The organism is Salmonella sp. NW884 (genome assembly GCF_051700745.1).
GTDB lineage: Bacteria > Pseudomonadota > Gammaproteobacteria > Enterobacterales > Enterobacteriaceae > Salmonella > Salmonella enterica.
Genome location: NZ_JAMMDE010000005.1, coordinates 270,214 through 284,838 on the forward strand (window position 1 = coordinate 270,214; position 14,625 = coordinate 284,838).

At 52.1% G+C, this 14,625-nt stretch carries 17 protein-coding genes; 11 read left to right on the top strand and 6 right to left on the bottom strand.

What is annotated here, in order from left to right:
• The first annotated feature begins 58 nt into the window (after window positions 1-58).
• The 5 genes from NA197_RS13865 to rnd all read left to right on the top strand — a co-directional run bounded on the left by NA197_RS13865 (window position 59) and on the right by rnd (window position 6,466).
• Window positions 59-1,969 (top strand): ATP-dependent DNA helicase, encoded by a 1,911-nt coding sequence (locus NA197_RS13865; RefSeq protein ID WP_064043478.1) that lies wholly within the window; start codon window positions 59-61, stop codon window positions 1,967-1,969.
• A gap of 57 nt (window positions 1,970-2,026) precedes the next feature.
• The gene (gene tsaB, locus NA197_RS13870) at window positions 2,027-2,722 is read left to right on the top strand and encodes a tRNA (adenosine(37)-N6)-threonylcarbamoyltransferase complex dimerization subunit type 1 TsaB (RefSeq protein ID WP_064043479.1); all 696 of its coding nucleotides are present in this window, start codon (window positions 2,027-2,029) and stop codon (window positions 2,720-2,722) included.
• Window positions 2,723-2,794: 72 nt separating this feature from the next.
• On the top strand, window positions 2,795-3,376 hold the full coding sequence (locus tag NA197_RS13875; protein ID WP_000290594.1) for a Slp family lipoprotein: 582 nt from the start codon (window positions 2,795-2,797) through the stop codon (window positions 3,374-3,376).
• A gap of 204 nt (window positions 3,377-3,580) precedes the next feature.
• The gene (fadD, locus tag NA197_RS13880; RefSeq protein WP_064043485.1) at window positions 3,581-5,266 is read left to right on the top strand and encodes a long-chain-fatty-acid--CoA ligase FadD; all 1,686 of its coding nucleotides are present in this window, start codon (window positions 3,581-3,583) and stop codon (window positions 5,264-5,266) included.
• 72 nt (window positions 5,267-5,338) lie between these two features.
• The gene (gene rnd, locus NA197_RS13885) at window positions 5,339-6,466 is read left to right on the top strand and encodes a ribonuclease D (RefSeq protein WP_064000471.1); all 1,128 of its coding nucleotides are present in this window, start codon (window positions 5,339-5,341) and stop codon (window positions 6,464-6,466) included.
• 121 nt (window positions 6,467-6,587) lie between these two features.
• Here the strand turns inward: rnd and minE are convergent, their stop codons facing one another.
• The 3 genes from minE to minC are packed head-to-tail and all read right to left on the bottom strand — an operon-like array spanning window position 6,588 to window position 8,401.
• Window positions 6,588-6,854, bottom strand: a complete 267-nt coding sequence (minE, locus tag NA197_RS13890; protein WP_001185666.1) for a cell division topological specificity factor MinE — start codon at window positions 6,852-6,854, stop codon at window positions 6,588-6,590.
• A 3-nt stretch (window positions 6,855-6,857) separates the two neighbouring features.
• Window positions 6,858-7,670, bottom strand: a complete 813-nt coding sequence (gene minD / locus NA197_RS13895; protein ID WP_000101047.1) for a septum site-determining protein MinD — start codon at window positions 7,668-7,670, stop codon at window positions 6,858-6,860.
• 23 nt (window positions 7,671-7,693) lie between these two features.
• The gene (minC, locus tag NA197_RS13900; RefSeq protein ID WP_000072527.1) at window positions 7,694-8,401 is read right to left on the bottom strand and encodes a septum site-determining protein MinC; all 708 of its coding nucleotides are present in this window, start codon (window positions 8,399-8,401) and stop codon (window positions 7,694-7,696) included.
• Between the two features lie 125 nt (window positions 8,402-8,526).
• Here minC and NA197_RS13905 point away from each other — a divergent pair, with 125 nt between their 5' ends.
• From NA197_RS13905 to NA197_RS13925, 5 genes are all read left to right on the top strand, one after another.
• Window positions 8,527-8,820, top strand: coding sequence for a YcgL domain-containing protein (locus tag NA197_RS13905; protein WP_001525604.1), 294 nt, complete (start codon window positions 8,527-8,529; stop codon window positions 8,818-8,820).
• Window positions 8,821-8,869: 49 nt separating this feature from the next.
• On the top strand, window positions 8,870-9,529 hold the full coding sequence (locus NA197_RS13910; protein WP_001519895.1) for a fumarylacetoacetate hydrolase family protein: 660 nt from the start codon (window positions 8,870-8,872) through the stop codon (window positions 9,527-9,529).
• Window positions 9,530-9,621: 92 nt separating this feature from the next.
• A complete protein-coding gene (locus NA197_RS13915; RefSeq protein WP_001285703.1) occupies window positions 9,622-10,068 on the top strand; it encodes a YcgN family cysteine cluster protein in 447 nt (148 codons plus the stop codon).
• A gap of 351 nt (window positions 10,069-10,419) precedes the next feature.
• Window positions 10,420-10,557, top strand: a complete 138-nt coding sequence (locus NA197_RS13920) for a hypothetical protein (protein ID WP_001519337.1) — start codon at window positions 10,420-10,422, stop codon at window positions 10,555-10,557.
• A 192-nt stretch (window positions 10,558-10,749) separates the two neighbouring features.
• Window positions 10,750-10,923 carry a GnsA/GnsB family addiction module toxin gene (locus tag NA197_RS13925; protein ID WP_001083582.1) on the top strand — a complete coding sequence of 58 codons (174 nt, stop codon included), beginning with the start codon at window positions 10,750-10,752 and terminating at the stop codon, window positions 10,921-10,923.
• A 71-nt stretch (window positions 10,924-10,994) separates the two neighbouring features.
• On the opposite strand, the gene NA197_RS13930 is transcribed toward NA197_RS13925, so the two are convergent.
• The 3 genes from NA197_RS13930 to nhaB all read right to left on the bottom strand — a co-directional run bounded on the left by NA197_RS13930 (window position 10,995) and on the right by nhaB (window position 13,662).
• Window positions 10,995-11,336 (bottom strand): DUF1971 domain-containing protein, encoded by a 342-nt coding sequence (locus NA197_RS13930; protein ID WP_000018967.1) that lies wholly within the window; start codon window positions 11,334-11,336, stop codon window positions 10,995-10,997.
• Window positions 11,337-11,445: 109 nt separating this feature from the next.
• The gene (gene dsbB, locus NA197_RS13935; protein ID WP_000943475.1) at window positions 11,446-11,976 is read right to left on the bottom strand and encodes a disulfide bond formation protein DsbB; all 531 of its coding nucleotides are present in this window, start codon (window positions 11,974-11,976) and stop codon (window positions 11,446-11,448) included.
• Between the two features lie 141 nt (window positions 11,977-12,117).
• Complete coding sequence (nhaB, locus tag NA197_RS13940) at window positions 12,118-13,662, bottom strand: Na(+)/H(+) antiporter NhaB (RefSeq protein ID WP_064043480.1); 1,545 nt, start codon at window positions 13,660-13,662, stop codon at window positions 12,118-12,120.
• A gap of 219 nt (window positions 13,663-13,881) precedes the next feature.
• Here nhaB and fadR point away from each other — a divergent pair, with 219 nt between their 5' ends.
• Window positions 13,882-14,601: a fatty acid metabolism transcriptional regulator FadR gene (gene fadR / locus NA197_RS13945; protein WP_000234826.1), complete on the top strand. Its 720-nt coding sequence runs from the start codon at window positions 13,882-13,884 to the stop codon at window positions 14,599-14,601.
• Window positions 14,602-14,625: the final 24 nt, after the last annotated feature.

The following is a 14,625-nucleotide window of genomic DNA, read 5'->3' on the forward strand; positions in this document are numbered from 1 at the left end:
ACTGGCGTAAGCCTTTCTACCCTGACATAATCCCCTGTGCAAATTAACAGGGGGCAGTGTGACGGACGATTTTGCAGCAGATGGCCAACTGGCCAAAGCGATAACCGGTTTTAAGCCGCGCGAACCACAGCGACAAATGGCGGTTGCCGTAACACAAGCGATTGAAAATGCGCAGCCTCTGGTTGTTGAAGCCGGCACCGGAACCGGGAAGACCTATGCTTACCTCGCTCCGGCGTTGCGCGCCGGGAAAAAAGTCATTATTTCGACCGGGTCGAAAGCGTTGCAGGATCAACTCTACAGCCGCGATCTGCCGACGGTAGCAAAAGCGTTGGCGTTTACCGGTAAGACGGCCCTGTTGAAAGGACGTTCAAACTACCTCTGCCTGGAGCGTCTGGAACAACAAGTGCTGGCGGGCGGCGATTTACCGGTACAAACGTTAAGCGACATGATATTGCTGCGCTCCTGGTCAAATCAGACGCGGGATGGCGATATCAGCACCTGCGTCAGCGTGGCGGAGGATTCCCAAGCCTGGCCGCTGGTCACCAGTACCAACGACAACTGCCTTGGCAGCGATTGCCCGCTCTACAAAGAGTGCTTTGTGGTGAAAGCGCGTAAAAAGGCGATGGACGCGGATGTGGTGATTGTAAACCACCATCTTTTTCTTGCGGATATGGTGGTTAAAGAGAGCGGATTTGGCGAACTTATCCCTCAGGCTGAAGTAATGATCTTCGATGAAGCCCACCAACTGCCTGACATCGCCAGCCAGTATTTCGGACAATCGCTCTCCAGCCGTCAGTTGCTGGATTTAGCAAAAGACATCACCATCGCCTACCGGACGGAACTGAAAGACACTCAACAGTTGCAAAAATGCGCCGATCGCCTTGCCCAGAGCGCCCAGGATTTTCGTCTGCAACTGGGGGAGCCCGGCTACCGGGGAAATTTGCGTGAACTGTTAGCCGACTCGCGTATCCAACGGGCATTTTTACTGCTGGATGATACGCTGGAGCTTTGTTACGACGTGGCGAAACTGTCGCTGGGCCGTTCGGCGCTGCTGGATGCGGCTTTTGAACGCGCCACGCTATACCGTTCACGGCTGAAACGCTTAAAAGAGATCAATCAGCCGGGATACAGCTACTGGTATGAGTGCACCTCGCGCCATTTCACCCTGGCGCTGACGCCGCTCACCGTGGCGGATAAATTCAAAGAGGTGATGGAACAGAAGCCCGGTAGCTGGATTTTTACCTCGGCCACGTTGTCGGTAAATGATGATCTTCACCACTTTACCGCCCGTCTGGGAATTGAACAGGCAGAATCCATGCTGCTGCCCAGCCCATTCGACTATACGCGCCAGGCGTTACTCTGCGTACCGCGTAACCTACCGCAAACCAACCAGCCCGGCGCGGCGCGACAGTTGGCGGCTATGCTCAGGCCGATTATCGAAGCCAATAACGGGCGATGTTTTATGCTGTGTACCTCACACGCCATGATGCGCGAGCTGGCGGAGCAGTTTCGCGCCATCATGACGCTGCCAGTGTTGTTGCAAGGGGAAACCAGTAAAGGCCAACTGTTACAGCAATTTGTTAGCGCCGGCAACGCGCTGCTCGTCGCCACCAGCAGCTTCTGGGAAGGGGTGGACGTGCGCGGCGATACGTTATCGTTGGTGATTATCGACAAATTGCCGTTTACTTCCCCGGACGACCCGCTGTTAAAAGCGCGAATGGAAGACTGTCGTTTGCGCGGCGGCGATCCGTTTGATGAGGTTCAACTGCCCGACGCGGTGATTACGCTGAAGCAGGGAGTAGGGCGGCTGATTCGCGATGCGGACGATCGCGGGGTGTTAGTGATTTGTGATAACCGGCTGGTGATGCGGCCCTATGGCGCCACGTTTCTCGCCAGCCTGCCTCCTGCGCCGCGCACGCGTGATATCGCCCGTGCCGTTCGCTTTCTTGCGATTCCATCCGCCGAGTAATTTGTTACGGAGTATGGTAAGATGCGCGCTATTTTATTGATCTAAGCACGAAACCTCATGCGAATTCTGGCTATCGATACCGCCACAGAGGCCTGTTCTGTCGCCCTGTGGAACAACGGTACTATCAATGCTCACTTTGAGCTTTGTCCACGAGAACACACTCAACGTATCCTGCCCATGGTGCAGGAAATTCTGGCCGCCAGCGGCGCCTCGCTCAATGAGATAGATGCGCTGGCGTTTGGGCGCGGTCCGGGCAGCTTTACCGGCGTGCGTATCGGCATTGGTATTGCGCAAGGGCTGGCGTTAGGGGCAAATCTGCCGATGATCGGTGTTTCGACGCTTGCCACGATGGCGCAGGGCGCGTGGCGTAAAACCGGCGCGACCCGCGTACTCGCCGCGATTGACGCGCGAATGGGCGAAGTGTACTGGGCGGAATACCAGCGTGATGCGCAGGGCGTCTGGCAGGGCGAAGAGACGGAAGCGGTGCTGAAACCGGAACGGGTCGGCGAGCGGTTGAAACAGCTTTCCGGCGAGTGGGCGACCGTAGGAACGGGTTGGTCCGCGTGGCCCGATCTGGCGAAGGAGTGCGGCCTGACGCTTCATGATGGGGTAGTGTCGCTCCCGGCAGCGGAAGATATGTTGCCCATCGCCAGTCAAAAGCTGGCGGCAGGAGAGACCGTTGCCGTGGAACATGCCGAGCCGGTTTATTTGCGTAACGAAGTGGCGTGGAAGAAACTTCCCGGCAAAGAATGACTCTCACTACTATTACCCCCCCATACTTTATGCTGTGGGGTGGAATAGAGGTCGAGAAAAAGGAGTCGCATCATGGCGGTTCAAAAAAGGTTAATAAAAGGGGCGCTGGCGTGCGCTTTTGCGCTTATGCTGAGTGGTTGCGTGACTATCCCGGATGCCATTAAAGGTTCGAGTCCGACGCCGCAGCAGGATTTGGTGCGGGTGATGAATGCGCCACAGCTCTATATCGGGCAAGAGGCGCGTTTCGGCGGCAAAGTTGTGGCGGTACAAAATCAGCAGGGAAAAACCCGGCTTGAAATCGCTACCGTACCGCTCGACAGCGGCGCGCGTCCTGTTCTGGGCGAAGCCTCGCGCGGCAGAATTTTTGCCGATGTGAACGGTTTTCTGGACCCGGTGGACTTCCGTGGCCAGTTAGTTACCGTTGTTGGCCCGATAACCGGCACGGTTGACGGTAAAATCGGCAATACGCCGTATAAATTTATGCTGATGCAGGCTACCGGCTATAAACGCTGGCATCTTGTTCAGCAGGTCGTCATGCCTCCACAGCCGATCGATCCGTGGTTTTACGGCGGACGCGCTTGGCCTTATGGCTATGGCGGTTGGGGATGGTATAACCCTGGACCCGCAGAGGTTCAGACGATAGTAACAGAGTAACCCTTTGTTTTATCAATAAAAGAAACAGCGGCTGGTCCGCTGTTTCTGCATTCATAGAGACATAATAAAAATAAATAGTGACGCGCTTCGCAACCTTTCAGTTGCGTAATTAATAAACTGGTACGCTGAGTTAATATAATGTTAACGACTTGTTTATTAACTGGGGTTGTGATGACGACGAACACTCATTTTAGAGGTGATGCATTGAAGAAGGTTTGGCTTAACCGTTATCCTGCTGATGTTCCGGCGGAGATCAACCCTGACCGTTATCAATCCCTGGTTGAACTGTTTGAACATGCGGCGGCGCGCTATGCCGATCAGCCTGCGTTCGTCAATATGGGGGAGGTAATGACCTTCCGCAAATTAGAAGAACGTAGTCGGGCATTTGCGGCTTATTTACAACAAGGGCTGGGACTCAAAAAAGGCGACCGTGTGGCGCTGATGATGCCAAACCTGTTGCAGTATCCTGTCGCGCTATTTGGTATTTTACGCGCTGGCATGATTGTGGTGAACGTTAACCCGCTGTACACTCCGCGCGAACTTGAGCATCAGCTTAACGATAGCGGCGCGGCGGCAATCATTATTGTTTCTAACTTTGCCCATACGCTGGAAAAAGTGGTCGAGAAAACGTCGGTACAGCACGTTATTCTGACGCGGATGGGCGACCAGCTTTCTACCGCCAAAGGTACGGTTGTTAACTTTGTCGTGAAATACATCAAGCGTCTGGTGCCAAAATACCACTTGCCAGATGCGATCTCGTTTCGCAGCGCGCTACAGCATGGCTACCGTATGCAGTATGTCAAACCCGAGGTTGTCGCTGAAGATCTGGCTTTCCTGCAATATACCGGCGGTACGACGGGCGTGGCGAAAGGCGCGATGTTGACCCACCGCAATATGCTGGCGAATCTGGAGCAGGTGAAAGCGACCTATGGGCCGCTGCTGCACCCGGGGAAAGAGCTGGTAGTGACCGCGCTGCCGCTGTATCACATTTTTGCCTTAACCATGAACTGTCTGCTTTTTATCGAGCTGGGTGGGCAAAACCTGCTGATTACCAATCCGCGTGATATCCCCGGCCTGGTCAAGGAGCTGGCGAAATATCCATTTACGGCGATGACCGGCGTTAATACGCTATTCAACGCCCTGCTCAATAATAAAGAGTTTCAACAGCTGGATTTTTCTTCGCTGCATCTGTCAGCCGGCGGCGGGATGCCGGTGCAAAACGTCGTTGCGGAACGTTGGGTAAAGCTGACCGGGCAATACCTGCTGGAAGGCTACGGGCTGACCGAGTGCGCCCCGCTGGTGAGCGTCAACCCGCATGATATTGATTATCACAGCGGCAGTATCGGCCTGCCAGTACCGTCAACAGAAGCCAAACTGGTGGATGACGATGACAACGAAGTCGCGCCGGGTGAGGCCGGAGAGCTTTGCGTGAAAGGCCCGCAGGTTATGCTGGGATACTGGCAGCGTCCTGACGCGACGGATGAAATCATTAAAGATGGCTGGCTGCATACGGGCGATATTGCGGTTATGGATGAAGACGGCTTTCTGCGGATTGTCGATCGTAAGAAAGATATGATTCTGGTTTCTGGTTTCAACGTTTATCCAAACGAAATTGAAGATGTGGTGATGCAGCATTCTGGCGTGCAGGAAGTCGCGGCGGTTGGCGTGCCTTCCGGTAGTAGCGGCGAAGCGGTGAAGCTTTTTGTGGTTAAGAAAGATCCGGCATTGACTGACGATGCGTTGATCACCTTCTGCCGTCGCCATCTGACCGGATATAAGGTGCCCAAACAGGTCGAGTTTCGCGAGGAATTACCAAAATCTAACGTTGGGAAAATTTTACGACGAGAACTGCGTGACGAAGCCCGTGGCAAAGTAGACAATAAAGCCTGAGCGTTAAGTCAGCTAACGAGAGACGCCGGTTAAGCCGGCGTTTTTTTTGGCGCGAACCAAAGAGAACACGATTTGAATTACCAAATGATTGAAACGGACGATGCGCTGGCGAGCCTGTGTGAGGCTGTCCGCGCATGTCCGGCTATTGCTTTAGATACGGAATTTGTCCGTACCCGCACCTATTACCCGCAGTTAGGATTGATCCAGTTATTTGACGGGGCAAATGTCGCCCTGATCGATCCGCTCGGCATCAGCGACTGGTCGCCGTTAAAAGCGGTGTTGCGCGATACGGGAATCACCAAATTTCTGCACGCGGGTAGCGAAGATCTGGAAGTATTTCTGAATGCGTTTGGCGAACTGCCGGAACCTCTGATTGATACGCAAATTCTGGCGGCGTTTTGCGGGCGTCCGCTGTCGTGGGGTTTTGCGTCGATGGTAGAAGAGTATACGGGCGTGGCGCTGGACAAAAGCGAGTCTCGTACCGACTGGTTAGCCCGGCCTTTAAGCGAACGTCAGTGTGAATACGCGGCGGCGGATGTCTGGTATCTGTTACCGATCGCCAAAAAGCTGATGATTGAAACTGAAGCCGCAGGATGGCTGCCTGCCGCGCTTGATGAATGCCGATTGATGCAGCAGCGTCGTCAGGAGATTCAGGCGCCGGAAGAAGCATGGCGGGATATCACCAATGCCTGGCAACTGCGTACTCGCCAGTTAGCCTGTCTGCAACTTTTAGCTGACTGGCGGCTACGTAAGGCGCGTGAGCGCGATATGGCGGTGAACTTTGTTGTGCGTGAAGAAAACCTGTGGGCGGTCGCGCGTTATATGCCGGGCAGTCTCGGTGAGCTGGATAGCCTGGGGCTTTCCGGCAGCGAGATTCGTTTTCACGGCAAGACGTTGATATCGCTGGTGGCGAAAGCACAGGCGCTACCGGAAGAGGCATTGCCGGAACCCCTGTTGAATCTGATGGACATGCCGGGCTATCGCAAAGCGTTTAAGGCCATCAAAGCGCTGGTGGCGGAGGTGAGCGCGTCGCATCACGTCAGCGGCGAGCTACTGGCATCGCGTCGGCAGATTAATCAGTTGCTTAACTGGCACTGGAAATTAAAACCGCAAAATGGGCAACCGGAATTGATTTCCGGCTGGCGCGCCGAACTGATGGCGGAGAAGTTAACTCTTCTGTTGCAGGAGTATCCGCTTTAACGACGGTAATTGCCGGGAAAACGGCCAGTGAAATAAATGTCCGTATTCGGAATAATGTAAAAAAATAAAAAAGGCAGATTCTTCTGCCTTTTTTAATCCAGGAATTTTCCCATAAAAGAGCTTATTTTGACTCTTCGGCTTCCGGCAGCGTTACGTTAAGTTCAAGGATGGAGATATCACCATCTTTTTGCTCAAGCTGGACGGTAACCATTTCCGGATCGATTTGTACGTATTTACAAATGACCTCAAGAATATCTTTACGTAACTGCGGTAAATAATGCGGTTCGGCATCGCTACGGCGACGTTCCGCGACAATGATTTGCAACCGCTCTTTTGCAATATTAGCGGTACTCTTTTTCCGCGAGAGAAAAAAATCCAGTAATGCCATAATTTATCCTCCGAACAGGCGTTTGAGGAAACCTTTCTTCTCTTCTTCAATGAAGCGGAAAGGACGTTCTTCTCCCAACAGACGATCTACGGTATCTGCATAGGCTTTACCCGCATCCGCAGTGGCGTCAAGAATCACCGGTTCGCCCTGGTTCGATGCGCGCAGTACGGATTGATCTTCCGGGATCACACCGACGAGTTTAATACGCAGAATCTCCAGTACATCTTCCATGCTGAGCATGTCGCCTTTATTGACGCGGCCTGGATTGTAGCGCGTCAACAGGAGATGTTCTTTAATCGGTTCTTCGCCATTTTCTGCGCGACGAGATTTCGATGCCAGAATACCCAGAATACGGTCCGAGTCACGGACAGAAGAGACTTCCGGGTTGGTCGTGATGATCGCTTCATCGGCAAAATAGAGCGCCATCAGCGCCCCGGTTTCGATACCCGCCGGCGAGTCGCAAACAATGAACTCAAAGTCCATCGCTTTCAGTGAGTCCAGTACCTTAGCGACGCCTTCACGCGTCAGCGCGTCTTTATCCCGGGTCTGCGACGCCGGAAGAATGAAGAGATTTTCAGTACGCTTATCTTTGATCAGCGCCTGATTCAGTGTCGCATCGCCCTGAATGACGTTTACAAAATCGTAAACGACACGACGTTCGCACCCCATAATCAGATCGAGGTTACGCAGTCCGATATCAAAATCAATGACGACAGTTTTCTTTCCCTTCTGGGCCAAACCTGTAGCGATGGCCGCGCTGGAGGTGGTCTTGCCAACGCCCCCTTTACCCGAAGTAACAACAATAATGCGTGCCATAAAAATTCCTTGTTAAAAAGGGATCAATTCAACGGTTGAACTGTCAAAGCGTTGTCTGCTAAACGCAGGCGCGCCGCTTTGCCATAAAATTCTGCCGGGATTTTATCACTCAGCCAGTAAACACCTGCGATAGAGACCAGTTCTGCCGTCAGATGGGTACAAAAAATTTGCGCTTCCCGATCGCCGCTCGCCCCTGCCAGCGCGCGACCTCTCATCATGCCATAGACATGGATATTGCCGTCAGCGATAAGCTCTGCGCCAGCGCTGACGTGACTTGTAACAATCAGATCACATTGTGGAGCATAAATGCGCTGACCGGAACGAACCGGAACATCAATTAATCGCGTTTTTGTGATGGGATTAGCGTTTTGCGGCGGTTCGCTGGGCGTTGCCGGCTCAACGGGCGCAGGCCGAACCGCTTTCTCTTTACCTTCAGTCAGTAAAGGAAGACCCATCCGATCGATTTCTACTTTCAGGCTGGCGTCTTTACAGCCGCTCACGCCGATAATGCGTAAGCCGGTTGAGGTCACGATCTTATGCAGTTCCGGCCAGTTTACCGGGCTTTCAAGACCGCTAACGTTAATAACGACAGGGGCGTGTTTTAAAAACGCAGGAGCCTGCGCTATTTTGTCTTCTAACGCCTGACGAATAACCTCTGGTTCCGCTTCATGCAAATGAACCACTGATAAGGTGAAGCTACTGCCTTTAAGCTCAATTGGCGTGTTTGACATCCTGGCCTTACTCAATTTGCTATTTATCATCTCCGATACGGAGTGATATTCCGAAGTCCAGAAGGCATGTTATAGTCAGTATTATATTGAGGCAAGTCACCATCCCGTTAATTCAGAGTAAAAGTATGTTTTGTGTGATCTATAGAAGTAGCAAGCGCGATCAAACCTATTTGTATGTCGAAAAAAAAGACGATTTTTCGCGAGTGCCTGAAGCGTTGATGAAAGGATTCGGTCAGCCGCAGTTAGCGATGATGCTGCCGCTTGATGGACGTAAAAAATTAGTCAATGCCGAGCTCGAAAAAGTAAAACAGGCGTTAAGCGAGCAGGGCTATTATTTACAATTGCCGCCGCCGCCGGAAGATTTGCTGAAACAACATCTTTCTTCGGTAGGACAAAATACGTCGCCCGCTGACCGTTAAACGGTATTCGGCGCCGCGCCTGAATTCCATCATGATCTTAGGGGAAAATATGTATCAACATCGTAACTGGCAAGGCGCCTTGCTTGATTACCCGGTAAGTAAAGTGGTCTGCGTGGGCAGTAATTACGCAAATCACATCAAGGAGATGGGCAGCGCGACGCCGGAAGAACCCGTGCTTTTTATCAAGCCGGAAACCGCATTGTGTGATATTCGCCAGCCGCTGGCGATTCCGGCGGATATGGGCGCTGTTCATCATGAAGTTGAGCTTGCCGTGCTGATTGGCGCAACGCTCCGCCAGGCGACCGAAGATCATGTACGTAAAGCGATAGCCGGTTATGGCGTGGCGCTTGATTTAACCCTGCGCGATATTCAAGGGAAAATGAAAAAGGCCGGACAGCCCTGGGAAAAAGCCAAAGGTTTTGATAACGCATGTCCGATTTCAGGCTTCATCCCTGTCGCGGCCTTCTGCGGCGATCCGCAAAATACGGTTATCGGACTTAACGTTAATGGCGAGGTTCGCCAGCAAGGGTCGACCGCGGATATGATTCATCCTATTGTGCCTCTTATCGCCTATATGAGCCGCTATTTTACGCTCAAAGCCGGGGACGTGGTGCTAACCGGCACGCCGGCAGGCGTGGGGCCATTATTAAGCGGCGATGAGCTGGACATTCGTTTTAATGGCGAAACGTTGTCTACCCGCGTTCTGTAAAATCTGCTTGCCGCCTTCAGCGGCGGTAAAACTTGCATCTGCAGGCCAGACTGGTTATAAGGTGCAGCTTTAGTGCAATGGCGGATACTTTAATGAGCGATACACCTTTCTGGCAACGTAAAACCCTGGATGAAATGACCGATGCCGAGTGGGAGTCGCTGTGCGATGGCTGCGGTCAATGCTGCCTGCATAAGCTGATGGATGAAGATACAGATGAAATCTACTTCACCAACGTGGCGTGCAGGCAATTAAATATTAAAACGTGCCAGTGCCGTCATTATGAGCGCCGTTTTGAATTTGAACCCGACTGTATCAAACTCACTCGCGAAAACTTGCCAGACTTTGAATGGTTGCCGATGACCTGCGCCTACCGTTTGTTGGCGGAAGGTAAGCCCTTGCCGACGTGGCATCCGCTGCTGACTGGATCGAAAGCTGCTATGCATGGCGAGCGAATTTCTGTCCGTCATATCGCGGTTAAAGAATCTGAAGTACGGGACTGGCAGGATCATATTTTAAATAAACCGTCGTGGGCAGAATAAGTCTTCGGCAAAACGGCTGATTGTTTACAATTCTTTAATTTACGCCGGGCGGCCCCTGAAACCAGGAATTGCGTGCAAATTCCGTCACCTGGCGTTATCACTGCCTTCTATTCTTCCCTGACGCGCCTTGTCGCTGCGCTCGCGCACGTATGGCGGCGACTCTATACTTTCAAAGCAGTATATCGCTGCCTATCCTGAGGAGTTACCCCATGAATAACCAACCGTTGCGCGTTTCAAAGGATCAGCCCAGGAAGCCTGATAAGACACCCGAAGACGAAGGAAAAAATCCAAAGAAAAACCAAAAGTAGTGCTGTAGGGTATCTTTAATAACTATGGTTCGTTGGAGGCTTTATGTCTGAACGTCCTGATTTAGTCGATCCATTACCAGAGGATGAGCCGCTTCCTGGTGAAAATATTCCGGATACACCAGAGGGAGACGATCCTCTCGACCCGGATACCCAGAATGAGGTTGAAGATCCTCGTAGATAGCGTCTTGTGCTATTAACTAACCGCCTGATGCAGCTCCTGTGCCAGGCGGTTTTTTTGCATCTTTCAAAGTGAAACATCCTGATAACTCTCAGAAAGATAGCCTATAATTTTTTGTACGTTAAAATAGTAGCGCGTCCATGACGACACTGTCTTATTGCGCTTAGCCGTTTGCGAGTTCAAAGGAGGAAATCAATGAACAGCGAAGAGTTGACACATAAAGCAGAAGAGGAAATCGCGGCACTCATTAGCAAAAAGGTTGCCGAACTACGGAAGAAAACCGGGCAAGAGGTTTCCGAAATAGAGTTCGCGCCGCGAGAAACGATGAAAGGGCTTGAGGGATACCACGTTAAAATTAAACTACTCTAGCGTTTAATTAGCACCATTAATCACCTGGCTACTGGGCGGGACGCCGCCCAGTGGTGACTGGTTTATCGATGTCAGGCTTTTTTCTGTTGATACATTTCCTCGCCCTGATGGTCTTCCTCTACCCAAAAATGAATGTTGAACCGCGCATCATCGCTCAGCTCTACCCGATGCCAGTATTGCGGCGGACTGGTGGCGAATTGCCCGGCATTAATCACCACTTTCACTTCTGGTTCTGTCGCGGTTTCATTCGCAAAGCCATAGTAGGTCACGGTACCTTCCATCACGCAGAGTTGTCCGAAAACGCCTGCCGCTGTGTTGTGATGAGAGAGCAGTGCCGCCGGAACATTCTCTTTGGTGAAAAAGGGGGTAGAGCGTTTAACTTTCCAGTTTGCCGGGATGCGTAAGTGGGACATAAGACATCTCCCTGATGTGGTGATTAAAAGATGTATTTAATATACACCTTTTAATCACTGGCAAACAACGCTTCGGGCAAAAAAAAACGCTCCCGAAGGAGCGTGTGTATCAACGACCGAACAGGTCGCGTTTTTTAGGCTTAAATGCCTGGGCTATGACGACGGCTATCGCCACTACAAGATAAGCGGCAAAGATCCCCAACAGCCATTGCGGCATCTCCAGCGTTAAAAAAGACCACTGGCGCTCGGCGCAATCGCCGGATGCCACAAACACCTGCGGCAGCCATTTACCCAACGGCAACCAGTCTGGAAAACGCGCCATAAAGTCACAGGTCATGAACGGCGAGGGATGCAACTGAATCATCGTATGTTCATACGCCAGTTGTAGACCCCGCCAGGCGCTGTAAATCCAGATAACCATTGCCACGTATCGCAGCGGTGTTTTCGGCGCTATAGCGCCGACCAGACCCGCGCCCATCACGCCAAACAGGGCGCAACGTTCGTAAATACATAGCACGCAAGGTTTAAGTAACATGACGTGCTGGAACCACAGCGCCACCATTTCCAGCGCCAGGGCGGTAAACGCCATCAGTAACCATGCGCCCCGACCCCGTGAGCACTGGTTTAAAAATCGCAACATAATAATTTCCCTGCAACATGCGTAGAGACCGCAGTGTAAACCAATTCAATTCGTGCGCCACTAGCGGGAAATGAAATAATGTGTAATTGGATAATTATCAGGCAAAAATCGGAGCCGGGCGGTGTATTGCCCGGCCAAACGTTACGAAAGCGTTGCTAACCATCCTGCCTGAGTCATCCATTCGGTGACCGGCGCAAGAGTGAATTCGACGCATAATAGCCCTATCAGGGTCAGTACGATAGTGTACGGTAACGCCATCCAGACCATACGGCCATAGGAGAGACGGATTAACGGCGCCAGCGCGGAGGTCAGCAGGAATAAGAATGCCGCCTGACCATTTGGCGTCGCTACCGATGGCAGGTTAGTACCGGTATTGATGGCCACAGCTAACAGCTCAAACTGTTTTAAGCTGATTGCGCCGTTTTCCATTGCCGCCTTCGCTTCGTTGATATAAATGGTGCCGACAAAGACGTTATCCGAGATGGAAGACAACAGGCCGTTAAAGAGATAGAACAGCGTTAGCTGCGCGTGTTCAGAGGCTTGCAAGACGAACTGAATAATCGGCGCGAAAAGATGTTGATCGATAATAACCGCCACAATGGAGAAGAAAACGGTTAACAGCGCAGTAAACGGCAGCGACTCGGTAAACGCTTTGCCGATGGCGTGTTCATCGGTGACACCCGTTAACGCGGTGGCCAGAATAATGACCGACAGACCAATCAGTCCCACCTCCGCGAGATGGAGGGCGAGGGCGGTAACCAGCCAGACGCCAATAACCGCCTGGACTATTAGTTTAATTTTATCCTGGCGGGTGCGCTTCTTACGGCTTTGATCGTCGAATTGCTGCAAGACGTCGCGGACTTTTTCGGGCAACGTTTCGCCATAGCCAAACCAGCGCATTTTCTCGACCAGCATACAGGTTAACAGTCCACATACCAGTACCGGGACGGTGACTGGCGACATCCGCAAAAAGAAGTCGCCGAAATGCCAGCCAGCCGATTTAGCGATGATCAGGTTTTGCGGCTCCCCGACCATGGTCATGACGCCGCCCAGCGCCGTCCCCACGCCCGCATGCATCATCAGGCTACGCAAGAATCCGCGGAATTGCTCCAGCACCGTTTTGTAATGCGGATCGATATGGCTGTCGTCCAGCATATCGTTCTCTTCGCCGCGCGATGAGGCCACACGATGGTAAATCCCGTAAAAACCGACGGCGACGCTGATCACCACCGCAACGACGGTAAGCGCGTCAAGGAAAGCCGACAAGAACGCGGCGGCGACGCAAAAGGCCAGCGACAGAACCATCTTCGAGCGGATACTGAGTAACAGACGGGTAAAAATAAACAGCAATAACTGCTTCATAAAGTAGATGCCTGCCACCATAAACATCAGCAGCAGCAAGACTTCCAGGTTGGCGGCAACCTCTTCACGTACATGGGCGGCGCTGGTCATGCCGATGATGACGGCTTCAATGGCCAGTAACCCGCCGGGCAGCAGGGGGTAACACTTTAACGCCATCGCCAGGGTGAAGATAAACTCTGCCACCAGCAGCCAACCGGCAATAAAGGGATTAGCTAAGAAAATGAATGGGTTAATAATTAAAAAGACAAGTAGTGCCAGTTTGTACCAGTCGGGCGACTGGCCTAAAAAGTTGCGCCACATGGCGCGACCCCATGAGATCTCCATGAAATTTTTCCTTACCTAGAAAAATGAAATAGCGTTTTTATGTTTAAACACAGAGAGTAGCGAGCGCGACGAATGCAAGCAAGTCCTTAACGATATTGGCAGGCGATATCAGAAATGGTGCCTTGATCCCCTTTTTCTTCATTGCGTCCGCTATCAGGTGTTACGCCCGTCTGGTATGATGAGTACAACTATGTTTTGCTGTGTAATGGAAATCTCACTATGGTCATTAAGGCGCAGAGCCCGGCGGGTTTCGCGGAAGAGTATATTATTGAAAGTATCTGGAATAACCGCTTTCCTCCTGGCACGATCTTACCGGCAGAACGAGAACTCTCCGAACTGATCGGCGTGACGCGCACGACATTACGCGAGGTGTTACAGCGGCTGGCGCGAGATGGCTGGCTGACCATTCAGCATGGCAAACCGACAAAGGTTAATAATTTTTGGGAAACGTCAGGGCTGAATATCCTTGAAACGCTGGCCCGCCTTGATCATGAAAGCGTTCCGCAACTGATCGACAATTTGTTGTCGGTGCGTACCAATATTTCTACTATCTTTATTCGTACCGCGTTGCGTCAACACCCGGATAAGGCGCAGGAAGTGCTGGCCACTGCCCACGAAGTGGCCGACCATGCCGATGCATTCGCCGATCTGGACTATAACATCTTTCGTGGTCTGGCATTCGCCTCCGGCAATCCTATTTATGGCTTGATCCTGAACGGCATGAAAGGGTTATACACCCGCATTGGTCGCCACTATTTCGCCAATCCGGAAGCGCGCAGTCTGGCACTGGGTTTCTATCATAAATTATCGTCGTTATGCGAGCAGGGCGCGCACGACCAGGTGTATGAAACGGTGCGACGTTACGGGCATGACAGCGGCGAGATTTGGCATCGGATGCAGAAAAATCTGCCCGGCGATTTAGCGATTCAGGGACGATAATCCCGCGATGCCCGGTAAGCGCAA